Origin of the sequence: Pseudomonas sp. FW305-25, assembly GCF_017351415.1 — a bacterium.
Lineage (GTDB): Bacteria > Pseudomonadota > Gammaproteobacteria > Pseudomonadales > Pseudomonadaceae > Aquipseudomonas > Aquipseudomonas chlororaphis.
In genome coordinates, this window is record NZ_JACNDE010000030.1 from 73,380 (window position 1) to 86,928 (window position 13,549).

At 60.7% G+C, this 13,549-nt stretch carries 14 protein-coding genes; 3 read left to right on the plus strand and 11 right to left on the minus strand.

Translation table 11 applies throughout. The annotated features are described in order from the left end of the window. Positions 1-185: 185 nt before the first annotated feature. Positions 186-587: a GFA family protein gene (locus tag J4E58_RS23735; RefSeq protein WP_062824094.1), complete on the plus strand. Its 402-nt coding sequence runs from the start codon at positions 186-188 to the stop codon at positions 585-587. Positions 588-667: 80 nt separating this feature from the next. On the opposite strand, the gene J4E58_RS23740 is transcribed toward J4E58_RS23735, so the two are convergent. The 11 genes from J4E58_RS23740 to J4E58_RS23790 all read right to left on the minus strand — a co-directional run bounded on the left by J4E58_RS23740 (position 668) and on the right by J4E58_RS23790 (position 10,815). Next, positions 668-2,629, minus strand: a complete 1,962-nt coding sequence (locus J4E58_RS23740; protein WP_087092804.1) for a DUF4105 domain-containing protein — start codon at positions 2,627-2,629, stop codon at positions 668-670. Beyond that, the gene (locus tag J4E58_RS23745) at positions 2,626-2,946 is read right to left on the minus strand and encodes a DUF2388 domain-containing protein (RefSeq protein WP_007924254.1); all 321 of its coding nucleotides are present in this window, start codon (positions 2,944-2,946) and stop codon (positions 2,626-2,628) included. The genes J4E58_RS23740 and J4E58_RS23745 overlap by 4 nt, the downstream gene beginning before the upstream one ends. A gap of 27 nt (positions 2,947-2,973) precedes the next feature. After that, positions 2,974-3,282 (minus strand): DUF2388 domain-containing protein, encoded by a 309-nt coding sequence (locus J4E58_RS23750; protein WP_087092830.1) that lies wholly within the window; start codon positions 3,280-3,282, stop codon positions 2,974-2,976. A gap of 106 nt (positions 3,283-3,388) precedes the next feature. Continuing rightward, the gene (locus tag J4E58_RS23755) at positions 3,389-3,706 is read right to left on the minus strand and encodes a DUF2388 domain-containing protein (RefSeq protein WP_007924251.1); all 318 of its coding nucleotides are present in this window, start codon (positions 3,704-3,706) and stop codon (positions 3,389-3,391) included. A 165-nt stretch (positions 3,707-3,871) separates the two neighbouring features. Continuing rightward, entirely contained in the window at positions 3,872-4,081 is a 210-nt protein-coding gene (locus J4E58_RS23760) for a DUF1127 domain-containing protein (RefSeq protein WP_007924249.1), read from the minus strand. Positions 4,082-4,358: 277 nt separating this feature from the next. After that, positions 4,359-4,574 carry a DUF1127 domain-containing protein gene (locus J4E58_RS23765; protein ID WP_087092803.1) on the minus strand — a complete coding sequence of 72 codons (216 nt, stop codon included), beginning with the start codon at positions 4,572-4,574 and terminating at the stop codon, positions 4,359-4,361. Between the two features lie 319 nt (positions 4,575-4,893). Continuing rightward, positions 4,894-6,387: an acetyl-CoA hydrolase/transferase family protein gene (locus J4E58_RS23770; protein WP_009041554.1), complete on the minus strand. Its 1,494-nt coding sequence runs from the start codon at positions 6,385-6,387 to the stop codon at positions 4,894-4,896. 180 nt (positions 6,388-6,567) lie between these two features. Beyond that, complete coding sequence (locus J4E58_RS23775) at positions 6,568-8,004, minus strand: NAD(P)(+) transhydrogenase (Re/Si-specific) subunit beta (protein ID WP_087092802.1); 1,437 nt, start codon at positions 8,002-8,004, stop codon at positions 6,568-6,570. Beyond that, entirely contained in the window at positions 8,004-8,327 is a 324-nt protein-coding gene (locus J4E58_RS23780) for an NAD(P) transhydrogenase subunit alpha (RefSeq protein ID WP_003187010.1), read from the minus strand. Before J4E58_RS23780 ends, J4E58_RS23775 begins: the two co-directional genes overlap by 1 nt. 15 nt (positions 8,328-8,342) lie before the next feature. Beyond that, positions 8,343-9,464: a Re/Si-specific NAD(P)(+) transhydrogenase subunit alpha gene (locus tag J4E58_RS23785; RefSeq protein ID WP_007924238.1), complete on the minus strand. Its 1,122-nt coding sequence runs from the start codon at positions 9,462-9,464 to the stop codon at positions 8,343-8,345. Between the two features lie 451 nt (positions 9,465-9,915). Next, positions 9,916-10,815: a LysR family transcriptional regulator gene (locus J4E58_RS23790; RefSeq protein WP_087092801.1), complete on the minus strand. Its 900-nt coding sequence runs from the start codon at positions 10,813-10,815 to the stop codon at positions 9,916-9,918. Between the two features lie 157 nt (positions 10,816-10,972). Here J4E58_RS23790 and J4E58_RS23795 point away from each other — a divergent pair, with 157 nt between their 5' ends. Beyond that, positions 10,973-12,154: an acyl-CoA dehydrogenase gene (locus J4E58_RS23795; RefSeq protein ID WP_007924234.1), complete on the plus strand. Its 1,182-nt coding sequence runs from the start codon at positions 10,973-10,975 to the stop codon at positions 12,152-12,154. Between the two features lie 13 nt (positions 12,155-12,167). Further along, positions 12,168-13,388, plus strand: coding sequence for a CaiB/BaiF CoA-transferase family protein (locus tag J4E58_RS23800; protein WP_007924229.1), 1,221 nt, complete (start codon positions 12,168-12,170; stop codon positions 13,386-13,388). Positions 13,389-13,549: the final 161 nt, after the last annotated feature.

The window sequence follows — 13,549 nt, forward strand, 5'->3', positions numbered from 1 at the left end:
AAAAACGCCCATTGGCCAACCGGTCTGTTGCCGGCAGTGGAGGCGATCCTAATCGCGGAAGCTTTCAGCTACCTTTCGTTGTGGAAAGCAATGAGTGGATGCGTCGCGAGCCGACGTGCGGTTAAAAAACAACCAGATCGGCCCGTTGGCCGAGTTTTCCCGAACAGTCGCTGGGAGGTCCTTGTATGAGCCTGTTGCACACCGGCGGTTGCCACTGCGGCCAGCTGCGTTATCAGTTCAGCGGGCCGCTGCGCGATATCGCCCATTGCCATTGTTCGATCTGCCGACGGGTCAGCGGCGGCCTGGTGACTACCTGGATCACCCTGCCCCGCCAGGCTTTCCAATGGCTGGCCGGGACGCCGGCCCGCTACGACTCTTCGCCCGGTTGTGCGCGGTATTTCTGCCCGAACTGCGGAGCGCATCTGGCGCTGATCACCCAATTGAGCCCGGACAGCATCGATGTGACCATCGCCACCCTGGACCATCCGGAGCTGGCGCCGGCCGAGCGGCATATCTGGACCGACAGCCGTTTGCCCTGGTTGCATCTGGATGAGCAGTTGCCGGGAGAGGCCGAGGAGACGTTGTAAGGTTGTGGGATCGCTTCGCAGGCAAGCCTCGTTCCTGCGCATTCTCGTAGGAGCGAGGCTTGCCCGCGAAGCTTTTGACGTCAGGGCAGTTCCAGCCCGCCCGCCGCCTTGTGCAAGGCCCGCAGATGTTCGCCGAGCTGTTTCAGGTTGGCCTCGTTGGCGGCGATTTCGGCAGCGCGGCTCGGCTCCAGCAACGCGCGCACTTCCTTGTCCAGATCGCCGGTCAGGGCTTGCAGCTGTTTCTGGCGCAGGCTGCTTTCCGCTTCCAGGCGTTGCCATTCGCTCGGCTGCGGCAAGCCATAACCGCTGCTACCGAGCAATTCGGCCGGGCGACTGAGGAAGCCACTGTTGGCGAGGATTTCCTGCAGAGTCTTGTTGGCCTTGTCCATGCCGCCGTTCTGCAGCTCGCGAGCCCCCAGATAACGCTGCTTGACCTCATCCTGGGCCAGCAGCAGCTGGCGCCGGAAGCTCGCCTGTTCGAGCAGCAGCAAGGCGGCGCTGGTGCGCAGGTCCGCCTGGTCGAACCACTGGCGACGCTGCGCGGCACTCAGGGACAGCCAGTCTTCGACGCTGTTCTGTTTGATCGGCAGGTGTTTTTTCAACACCTCGAACATCGCCTGGTAGCGGTCGCGGAAAGAGTCGAAGCGATACCCCAGGCGCAAGGCTTCGCGAGGATCGTCCAGCACGCTGGTGTCGGCCAGGCCGCGGCCCTTGAGCACTTCCAGCAGGCCGTTGGGCATGATGCTGTCGAGCCCGGTGAGCTGGGCATTGTTGCTGCCGCTGCGCAGCAGCTTCAGGCTTTCCACGGCGCAGTTGTTGGACAGGAAGTAATAGTTGCCGTCGTAGCTCCAGTGCATCTCGGCGGCACGCTCGACCACTTCTTCGATCTCGTTGCGCGACAGGTTCAGCGGCACCGAAGCCAGGCTGCGCAGCTCGGTCTTGGTGTATTCATCGATGACCTGGGCCAATGGCAGGATAAACAGGCGGGACGGGTATTTGCCGACCAGGCCGTCCCAGCTCGACAGCTGCACGTCACCGACAAAGGCGCGGTAGGACAGCACCAGGTGCTGCTCGAGGTCCAGCCGGCAATCCGGCCCACGCGGCCGGCCAGGTGCGCAGATCACCAGGCGCAACATGCTGTGCCCCCAGCGGCTGACCCAGTTCTGGTTGGCTTCGGCCAGCAGGTAATCCACGGCATAGACCCGCTCCGGGTCGACCTTGCCCAGCGGCTGCTTGGCGAAGTCGTTGCCGGCATTGAGGAAGGCGAAGGACTGGGCGCAGGTGTCCTTGGCCTTCGGTGCCCAGCCGAAGTGTTCCTGGTAATAACGGTACAGCGCCGGTCGGCGGCAGGCGTAGCTCGGGTCCAGGAGGAAGTACTCCATGTTCACCGCGACGAACTCTTTGGGGTTGGTCGTTTCGTAGATGTCCGGGCTGCGGGCGACCTGGCGGTTGTACTGCTCGCGTTCGCCGCGGCGGCCAACGTACTGCGGCCAGCCGGCGAGGTCGAGCAGGCGCGGGTCGTCGCTGAGGGTGAAACGGCGCGCGGTCTGGCCACGGCACTGGTCCGGCAGCCCGATCAGGCCCGAGGCGCTGTTCTGGCGGCTGCAGCGCTGGATCAGCGTGCGTTCGGCACCCGACCACAGGCGCGAACGGTCATAAATATGGGTGAGCTCATGCAGCACGGTGGCGAGCATTTCCCGGCGCACGGTGCCATGGGGGCGATGGGTCTTCTGGGTGGCCGCGCTACCGTCGGTGAGGCTGGCCAGCAGTTTGCGATTCAGGTCGAGTTCGTCGACCAGCGATGCCTGGCCGTAGGCGTTGTGAGGCATGTCGTCGGTCCAGCCGACATCGATGCGACGGTCCAGTTGTTCGATGAAGCGCGGCGGCAGCGCTTGCATCGCTTCATCCAGCAGCGCCTGGCTGGCGTGCTGCTGCTCCGGGCTCAAGCCTTCGGTCTTGAGCCGCAGTTGCAGGCCGGCCTGGGCGCTGTTGCCCAGGAGTAACAGCGCTGCGCCCAGCAGCCAGGCGGCGAGCGGCCTCACAGTGCGAGGATGGCTTCGGCGAGCACCTGATCACTGGCGCCGCGGGCTTGCGGCACACGGTTACGCAAGGTATCGAAGGCGGCTTCCAGTTGGGCGCCACGAATATCGCCGTCGCTGGCGACGAAGCTGGCGGCGTCGTCATGGGCGGCACGTACGATTTTCGAGTCGCGGATGGAGGTGGTGGTGTCCGAGGTGAAATCGATGGTACGACCAAAGGCTCGAACGATGATGTTACTGGTGGCTACCAGGGTTTGCGCCTGGGCCACATCAGCCAACAGCAACAGGCCAAGGGTGGCAGCAATCAGCGGGCTACGCATGGAACGACTCCGGGATGACAGGGATAGTTATTGGACGAGAATTGCCTGCGCCAGTTCAAGGTCGCCGACATGAAGTTGTGGCTGGGTTTTACGCAGGTATTTCAGGGCTGATTCCAGCCGGGCTCCGCGCAGGTGGCCGTCAGTGGCAATGAACGCCGCGGCATCATCCTGGGCCGCCAGTACGCGTTTGTTGTCGAAAGGTGCGGAGGTCACTTTGCTGGTGGCGTAGCCCGTGATGACCAGGCCTTGCGTGCTCAGGTCGAAAGCAGCGGCCGAGCCAGTCCAACACAGGACAATCAACAAAGGGACGGTAAGCAAGGATCTGAAAAAACGCATGAGTCTCGACAGCTGAAAAACCAGCGGCAAGGCTAGCGCAATGCCCGGGCGAGAGCCAGCGCCCAGGGTTTCGGGTGCGTTGGCGCACCCGGCACCGGAGCGGAAGTCAGATCGTCAGGATGGCCTGAGCGAGCTGGGCGTCAGTAGCGCTCAGTTGTGGCAACTGCTGGCGGATGTGGTCAAACGCGCTTTCCAGCTTCACACCGCGAATGGCGCCTTCGGTAGCGACAAAACTGGCGGCGTCGTCACGAGCGGCGCGCACGATTTTGTTGTCACGGAACGAGGATGTGACGTCGGAAGTCGCATCGGAAGTGGCCTTGAGTGCGCCGACTACCGCATCGGTGGTAACGATAAAGCTGGAGGCGTGGGCGTTGGAGGCCAAGGCCAGCAAGGCAGCAGCGCTGAGCAGGCGAAGACGGGACATAGGTAAAACTCCTTGATAACAGATAGGGTGGTGCTGAGTGGGCACCGGGTAGTCACTGTGGGGCAGATGAATCAGACGCCCCTTCAGGAAAATCGCTACACGCTACCGGATATTAGGCCCACCCCATCTGTTCGAATAGCCCTCTTCATGCTGTCCTGGTGCGAACTAGCGCCAGAAGGGCTTATCCAGTTCGGCCATGCGATCGCTGTGGCTGATACCTACATCGGATAATTGCTGATCGTTGAGCCCTGCCAGCACTCGACGTGTTCGGGCGTTCTGCTGCATCTGGCACAAGGCGCGGTACAAGCGTTTCCACACGCTTATCTGAGGATGGGAAAAGCTGAGAGGTGCGATACGTCCTGGTATGTGGTTCATGGTGCGGTCCTTTCGGCAGGCCGAAGTCAGGGACTTGGGACACCATGTTGCTATTCATGCAGGCATGCATACAGATACACCGGTATAAAATTGTACTGGTTCAGTTTTGTTTATATTTAAACTGTATCTGCCGAGCCATACCCTTTCTGTACCGGCGGCTTCCGGCATTGCCAGGCCTTGAACGACAAAACCCGTCGCGGTTGCCCGCGACGGGTTTCGTTTTTTCAATTCGGGGTGCTGGCGGTGGACCTGGTGGGTCAGAGCCAGCGACGCTAACTTAGCGCCAGAACGGCTTGCTCAGCTCTTCGTAGCGTTGAGCTTCGCTGATACCTGCGTCAGCCAGCAGACGCGAATCCAGGCGAGCCAGTTGGTGGCGGCTGGAGATGCGGCGCTGCCACAGCATCAGGTTGGCGAGAACGCGCAGAGGCATGGAAGCCTGGGCTTTTGCAGCTTTGTCTTCGAAGAACAGTTCGGAACTGAGTGTACGTTCCATGGTGTGCATCCTTCCGCTTGTGGCGGGATTAGGTAGTGGTTTAACTGGTGCCCATGATCCTCCTCTCGCGCCAGTCTCTCTAGATACAGTTCATCTGTATTGTGAGGGACCAGTTAACTGTTTATAGGTGCTGTACTGTTCGGAAATGATGCAACTGTACCTGTCAGCACCATTTAGGTGCGTTTCAAGGTGTTTTCTCGAAAAAGGTAGGGTTTTGAGGGGGGAAAGTACCGGTACAGCAGTACAGTTTTTGACAAGTGTTTAAGGGTTGTCGATGAGCTGACACAACTGTGCTTGCGTCAGCCATCGACTGTACCCATCACACAGCGAGCATGCGCCCGGTTTCTTCCAGGTTCATGTGCCAGCGCAGAGCATCGCGCAGGACGTGTGGTGTGTGACCGCCCAGGGCGCAGGCGGCGGTGAAGTAGTCATTCAGCGCCTGGCGATAGTCCGGGTGTACACAGTTGTCGATGATTACCCGTGCCCGCTCCCGTGGCGCCAGACCACGCAGGTCGGCCAGGCCGATCTCGGTCACCAGGATGTCGACGTCATGCTCGGTGTGGTCGACGTGACTGACCATCGGCACCACGCTGGAAATCGCCCCGCCCTTGGCAATGGACTTGGTGACGAAGATCGCCAGGTGCGCGTTGCGCGCGAAGTCCCCCGAACCACCGATGCCGTTCATCATCCGCGTGCCGCAGACGTGGGTGGAGTTGACGTTGCCGTAGATGTCGAACTCCAGGGCGGTGTTGATGCCGATGATGCCCAGGCGACGCACCACTTCCGGGTGGTTGGAGATCTCCTGCGGGCGCAGTACCAGCTTGTCCTTGTAACGTTCCAGGTTGCCGAACACATCGGCGTTGCGGCGGCTCGACAGGGTGATCGAGCTGCCTGAGGCGAAGCTCAGCTTGCCGGCGTCGATCAGGTCGAAAGTCGAGTCCTGCAGCACTTCGGAGTACATGGTCAGATCTTCGAACGGCGACTCGATCAGGCCGCACATCACCGCGTTGGCGATATTGCCGATGCCTGCCTGCAGGGGGCCGAGCTTGTTGCTCATGCGGCCAGCGTCCACTTCCTGCTTGAAGAAGTTGATCAGGTGATTGGCGATGCCCTGGGTTTCGCTGTCAGGGGTCGAGACGGTGGATGGCGAGTCCGCCTGGTTGGTGATGACGATCGCGACGATCTTCTCCGCCGGGATCGGGATGGCGGTGCTGCCGATACGGTCGTCGACCTTCACCAGCGGGATGGGCGTGCGGGTCGGCCGGTAGGTTGGGATATAGATGTCGTGCAGGCCTTCCAGGTTCGGGTTGTGCGCCAGGTTGATCTCGACGATCACGTGCTTGGCGAAGATTGCGAAACTGGCGGAGTTGCCCACCGAGGTGGTCGGCACGATATGGCCCTGCTCGGTGATCGCCACGGCTTCGATGACAGCGATGTCCGGCAGCTTGAGCTGCTGGTTGCGCAACTGTTCCACGGTTTCCGACAGGTGCTGGTCGATGAACATCACCTCGCCGGCATTGATCGCCTTGCGCAGGGTGCTGTCGACCTGGAACGGCATGCGTCGAGCCAGGACACCGGCCTCGGTGAGTTGCTTGTCGAGGTCATTGCCCAGGCTGGCGCCGGTCATCAGGCTGATTTTCAGTGGGGTTACCTTGGCGCGCTCGGCCAACGCATGGGGCACGGCCTTGGCTTCGCCGGCGCGGGTGAAACCGCTCATGCCGACGGTCATGCCGTCCTGAATCAGAGCGGCAGCGTCGGCGGCGCTCATCACCTTATCCAACAACGAAGGCAAGCGGATACGATCACGGTACATGGATTGTTATCTCGGGCAGCGGAAGCAAGATGCGCAGTCTAGTGATTTCAAAAAAATTCGTCCCGCTACCAAGGTCGAATGAAAGGCCGCGATTTAGAGCCTTTTGTCGGGTTTGTGCGGGAAATAAAAAACCCCAGCCTACTAAAGGCTGAGGTCTTGGGTGTTGCGCTGGAGCAGGTTTTACTCGACGGCTTTGACCATGTCTTCGATGACTTTCTTGGCGTCGCCGAACACCATCATGGTCTTGTCCAGGTAGAACAGTTCGTTGTCCAGGCCGGCATAGCCGCTGGCCATCGAACGCTTGTTGACGATGACGGTCTTGGCCTTGAACGCTTCGAGAATCGGCATGCCGGCGATCGGCGATTTCGGATCGTTCTTCGCCGCCGGGTTGACCACGTCGTTGGCGCCGAGCACCAGCACCACGTCAGCCTGGCCGAACTCGGAGTTGATGTCTTCCATCTCGAACACCTGGTCGTACGGCACTTCGGCCTCGGCCAGCAGCACGTTCATGTGGCCGGGCATGCGCCCTGCTACCGGGTGGATCGCGTACTTCACGGTCACGCCACGGTGAGTCAGTTTCTCGGTCAGCTCTTTCAACGCGTGCTGTGCCCGGGCGACCGCCAGGCCGTAACCCGGAACGATGATCACGGTGTCGGCGTTGGTCAGCAGGAAGGTCGCGTCGTCGGCCGAACCGGACTTCACCGGGCGGGCCTCTTGCGCGCCCGCCGGGCCGCCAGCGTCGGCAGTGTTGCCGAAGCCGCCAAGCAGTACGTTGAAGAACGAACGGTTCATCGCCTTGCACATGATGTACGACAGGATCGCACCGGACGAGCCCACCAGGGAGCCGGCGATGATCAGCATCGAGTTGTTCAGCGAGAAGCCGATCCCCGCCGCCGCCCAGCCCGAGTAGCTGTTGAGCATCGACACCACCACCGGCATGTCGGCGCCGCCGATCGGGATGATGATCAGCACGCCCAGCACGAAGGCCAGGACCAGCATCAGGGCGAAGGCGCCGAGGTTGCCGGTGAGCATGAAGGTCACGCCCAGGCCCAGGGTTGCCAGGCCGAGAACCAGGTTCAGCTTGTGTTGGCCGCCGAACTGTACCGGTGCGCCCTGGAACAGGCGGAACTTGTACTTGCCCGACAGCTTGCCGAAGGCGATCACCGAACCGGAGAAGGTGATGGCACCGATGGCCGCACCGAGGAACAGTTCCAGGCGGTTACCGGCCGGAATCGCATCACCCAGCTGCTTGACGATGCCCAGGGACTGCGGCTCCACCACGGCGGCAATGGCAATGAACACCGCCGCCAGACCGATCATGCTGTGCATGAAGGCCACCAGCTCCGGCATCTTGGTCATTTCCACGCGCTTGGCCATGATCGAACCGGCGGTGCCGCCGATCAGCAGGCCGACGATCACGTAGCCGATGCCAACGGTCGCCAGCTCCGCGCCGAGCTTGAATACCAGGCCGACGGTGGTGACGATCGCCAGGGCCATGCCGAGCATGCCGAACAGGTTGCCGCGACGCGAGGAGGTCGGGTGCGACAGGCCTTTGAGGGCCTGGATAAAGCAGATCGACGCGATCAGGTAGAGCGTCGTTACCAGATTCATGCTCATTACTTGGGCGCCTCTTCTTTTACGGCTTTCGGGGCTTTTTTCTTGAACATCTCAAGCATGCGGCGGGTTACCAGGAAGCCGCCGAACACGTTGACCGCGGCCAGGGCCACGGCCAGCGTGCCCATGGTCTTGCCCAGCGGCGTCACGGTCAGGGCGGCGGCCAGCATGGCGCCGACGATCACGATCGCCGAAATGGCGTTGGTCACCGCCATCAGCGGCGTGTGCAGTGCGGGCGTAACGTTCCAGACCACGTGATAACCGACATAAATCGCCAGCACGAAGATGATCAGGTTGTAGATACCGGGGGAGATAAGCTCTTCCATCGTCTGAATCCCTGCTTAGGCGTTTTTACGGATGACTTGGCCGTCGCGGCACATCAGGCACGCGGCGACGATGTCGTCTTCTAGGTTGACCTCGAACTGACCTTCTTTGGTGAAGACGAGCTTCAGGAAGTCCAGCAGGTTGCGGGCGTACAGCGCCGAGGCGTCGGCAGCGACAGCGCCGGCCAGGTTGGTCGGGCCGACGATGGTCACGCCATTCTCGACCACCACCTGATCCGCCACGGTCAGCGGGCAGTTGCCGCCCTGGGCCGCGGCGAGGTCTACGACCACCGATCCCGGCTTCATCTGGGCCACGGTTTCGGCGCTCAGCAGTACTGGCGCCTTGCGGCCTGGAATCAGGGCGGTGGTGATCACGATGTCGGCCTGCTTGGCGCGTTCGTGCACGGCCTGGGCCTGGCGCTGCATCCAGCTGGCAGGCATCGGGCGTGCGTAGCCACCGACACCGACGGCGCATTCACGCTCCTCATCGGTCTCGTAAGGCACGTCGACGAACTTGGCCCCCAGGGATTCGATCTGTTCCTTGACCGCCGGACGCACGTCCGAGGCCTCGATCACGGCGCCCAGGCGCTTGGCGGTGGCGATGGCCTGCAGGCCGGCAACGCCGGCACCGAGAATCAGTACGCGAGCGGCTTTCACGGTGCCCGCGGCGGTCATCAGCATCGGCATGAAGCGCGGGTAATAGTGGGCAGCCAGCAGCACTGCCTTGTAACCGGCGATGTTGGCTTGCGAGGACAGCACATCCAGGCTCTGAGCCCGCGAGGTACGCGGCGCTGCTTCCAGGGCGAAGGCGGTGATGCCGCGCTCGGCCATCTTGGCAATGGTTTCATTGCTGAACGGATTGAGCATGCCCACCAGGACGGTGCCGCTCTTGATCAGGGCCAGTTCGCTGTCGCTGGGAGCCACGACCTTGAGAATCAGCTCCGCGCCGAATGCATCGTTGGCGCTGCCAATGGTTGCACCTGCCGCTTCATAGGCACTGTCGACAACACTGGCGTTGATGCCGGCGCCGCTCTGCACAGTGACTTTATGACCCTGGCCGATCAGTTTCTTGATGGTTTCCGGGGTTGCAGCAACCCGTGTTTCACCCGTTTGGGTCTCGAGAGGAACACCAATGTGCACGTCAAATCTCCTGCGTGATCTTATTGCTTTCGATCTTTTTTAGAAGGCCAGCGCACTACGGATGGTGCAGCTGGGGCGGCCGATCAGCACGATCCCGCCAGAATCAAGGCGGGGCGCGGCATTTTGCAGGCGAACATTACGCCCTTCAAGGGATTATGAGGGGTGACGGAAAATTAACTACAAGTCACCCCGTGACCGAATGTCGCAAGGGTAGGGCTCAATCCCTTGCAAGCCGTGCCTTGTAAGGATTTCGACGGAAAATAAAACATTTTTCACATTGCTCATGTGAATGGGCGTTTATGGCCCTAAAAAAGCCCTACAAGCCGCGTGGTTAGGCACTTATAGGACGGTTGTTCCGCTTATCGATACAGTCTGCCTAAATGCGACATTTAGTTATATCTGTAGTGTTTTGTTTTTTCTGACTACGAAGTCAGCTTGTCGCCCTGCCCTGCTATTTCTCAAGGCTGTAGCCTTGTGCCTGTTCCACCAGCCAATCACGAAAAGCCCGTAAAGACGCTGATTCCACCTTGCGCTCGGGAATCATCAGGTAATACGCCTTGATGCTCGCCAGTGCTTCGGGGTTGGCGATCACCAGGCGCTTTTCCCTCAGCTCCCGTTGAATAAGGAATGGCGGGATCAGGGCTATACCCATGTCGTGCATGGCGGCTTGCGCCAGCATGGAGAATAGTTCGTAACGCGGGCCTGTCATGTCTCGCGGGATATTCAGGTGCTGTGAGTTGAACCATTGCCGCCAGGCATAGGGGCGCGTGGTCTGCTGCAGCAGCGGCAACTCGGCGATTTCTTCAGCGCTTAGCCGGGTGCGATTGCCCAGGGTTTCGGGGCTGCATACCGGCATCGGGGTTTCTCCCATCAGGCGATGGGATTGGGTACCCGACCAGTCGGCATCGCCAAAGTAAATCGCGGCGTCGAAGTCGGTATCGGCGAACAGGAAAGGCCGGGTGCGGTTGGTCAGGTTGACCGTGACTTCCGGGTGTCGCTGCTGAAAATCCTTGAGTCGGGGTAATAGCCATTGGGTGCCAAAGGTCGGGACCACTGCCAGCTCGATGACGTTGGCGCCCTGCTGGCCCATGACGGACAGCGTGTCGCGTTCCACTGCGTCCAGTTGAGTCGCCACGCGGCGGCTGTAGGAGAGCCCCGCCTCGGTCAGCTTGACGCCGCGTCGGGACCGGCGGAACAGCTCGACTCCGAGAAACTCTTCCAGGCTGGCGATCTGTCGGCAAATTGCACCTTGGGTCAGCGAAAGCTCCTGCGCTGCCTTGGTAAAGCTCTCGTGACGGGCGGCAGCTTCGAAGCTGATGAGGGCGGCAGTGCTGGGGATCTTTCTGCGCATGTACGGCAACCTCACTAATGGAATCGCAAAAAGCCGCTTTCGGCTGTTACGGAGTGAGAAATTAGCACAACAGTATGCGAAATCCTCGTTTGCCGCGCCCGCAAAGCCGGCCTAGGATCAGTCCACGAACGTTGACCTACTTCACGAGGACTCACTCATGGGCGGTAAAGCAAGCTTCAACTGGATCGATCCCCTTCTGCTGGATCAACAGCTCACTGAAGAGGAGCGCATGGTGCGCGACAGTGCCGAGCAATTCGCTCAAGGCAAGCTGGCGCCGCGTGTGCTCGAAGCTTTCCGTCATGAAAAGACCGACCCGGCGATCTTCCGTGAAATGGGCGAAGTTGGCCTGCTGGGTGCCACCATTCCCGAACAGTACGGCGGCAGCGGTCTGAACTATGTCTGCTACGGCCTGATTGCCCGCGAAGTGGAGCGTGTTGACTCCGGCTACCGCTCGATGATGAGCGTGCAGTCCTCCCTGGTGATGGTGCCGATCAATGAATTTGGTACCGAAGCCCAGAAGCAGAAGTATTTGCCGAAGCTGGCCTCTGGCGAGTGGATCGGCTGCTTTGGTCTGACCGAGCCTAACCATGGTTCCGACCCGGGCGCGATGATTTCCCGTGCCCGTAAGGTCGATGGCGGTTACAGCCTGACTGGTAGCAAGATGTGGATCACCAACAGCCCGATTGCTGATGTGTTCGTGGTCTGGGCCAAGGACGATGCTGGGGATATCCGCGGCTTCGTACTGGAGAAAGGTTGGAAAGGTCTGAGTGCTCCGGCGATTCACGGTAAGGTCGGCCTGCGCGCTTCCATCACCGGCGAAATCGTCATGGACAACGTCTTTGTGCCGGAAGAGAACATCTTCCCGGATGTACGGGGTCTGAAAGGTCCGTTCACCTGCCTGAACTCTGCCCGCTACGGTATTTCCTGGGGCGCCCTGGGTGCGGCCGAGTTCTGCTGGCACACCGCTCGCCAATACACGTTGGACCGTCAGCAATTCGGCCGCCCGCTGGCGGCTACCCAACTGATCCAGAAAAAACTGGCGGACATGCAGACCGAGATCACCCTCGCCCTTCAAGGCTGCCTGCGTTTGGGCCGGATGAAGGATGAAGGTACGGCTGCGGTGGAAATCACCTCGATCATGAAGCGCAACTCCTGCGGCAAGTCGCTGGACATCGCTCGCATGGCCCGCGACATGCTGGGCGGTAACGGCATCTCCGACGAGTTCGGCATCGCCCGTCACCTGGTTAACCTGGAGGTGGTGAACACCTACGAAGGGACTCATGACGTCCATGCGCTGATCCTGGGGCGCGCACAGACCGGCATCCAGGCGTTCTACTGATAGGAGAACGGTCATGGGCGCGTTATCTCATTTGCGGGTGCTGGACTTGTCGCGAGTGCTGGCCGGGCCTTGGGCCGGTCAGATCCTGGCGGACCTGGGGGCCGAGGTGATCAAGGTCGAGCGTCCGGGTAATGGTGACGATACGCGCGCCTGGGGGCCGCCTTTCCTCAAGGACGCTTATGGTGAGAACACTACGGAGGCTGCCTATTACCTGTCGGCCAACCGAAACAAGCAATCGGTGACTATCGACTTCACTCGGCCGGAAGGTCAGCGCCTGGTGCGCGAGTTGGCGGCCAAGTCCGACATTCTGATCGAGAACTTCAAGGTTGGCGGTCTGGCGGCCTATGGGTTGGACTATCAGTCGCTGAAGGCGCTCAACCCTAATCTGATCTATTGCTCCATTACCGGCTTTGGCCAGACCGGGCCTTATGCCAAGCGTGCCGGCTACGACTTCATGATCCAGGGGCTGGGCGGGCTGATGAGCCTGACCGGGCGTCCCGAGGGTGATGAGGGCGCCGGGCCGGTGAAAGTCGGCGTGGCATTGACGGATATCCTGACGGGGTTGTACTCGACTGTGGCGATTCTTGCCGCATTGGCGCACCGGCAGCATGACGGCGGTGGGCAGCACATTGATATGGCGTTGCTGGATGTACAGGTTGCGTGTCTGGCCAACCAGGCGATGAACTACCTGACCACCGGAGTCGCTCCCAAGCGCCTGGGTAATGCTCACCCGAATATCGTGCCTTATCAGGACTTTCCCACGGCGGATGGCGATTTCATCCTTACCGTGGGAAATGACGGGCAGTTCCGCAAGTTTGCCGAGGTGGCGGGCCAGCCGCAGTGGGCGGACGATCCGCGCTTTGCGACTAATAAGCTGCGGGTTGCCAATCGGGCGGTGCTGATTCCATTGATCCGTCAGGCCACGGTGTTCAAGACCACCGCTGAGTGGGTTGCCCAGTTGGAGCAGGCGGGGGTGCCTTGCGGCCCTATCAACGATCTGGCGCAGATGTTCGAGGACCCGCAGGTCAAAGCGCGCGGGTTGGCGATCGAGCTGCCTCATGCGTTGGCGGGGTTGGTGCCTCAGGTAGCGAGTCCGATCCGTCTCTCCGAGACGCCGGTCGAGTACCGTTATGCGCCTCCTCTATTAGGAGAGCATACCGCCCAGGTTCTGCAGCGAGTGCTGGGGCTTGAGCTTGAGTCCGTGGATGCCTTGCGAGCCTCGGGCGTGGTGTGAATGCGCTCTTCTATATAGAGAGCATCTGATCCCTTCTATATAAGAGGCCTGAAAACACCCCTTTTGGGGTGTTTTCAGGTTTATTCATAGTAAAAGCAAATTAGGGGTTGACGGCAGATTCTGGAAGTCTATAATTCGCCCCACTTCCGGCGCAGTCGAAG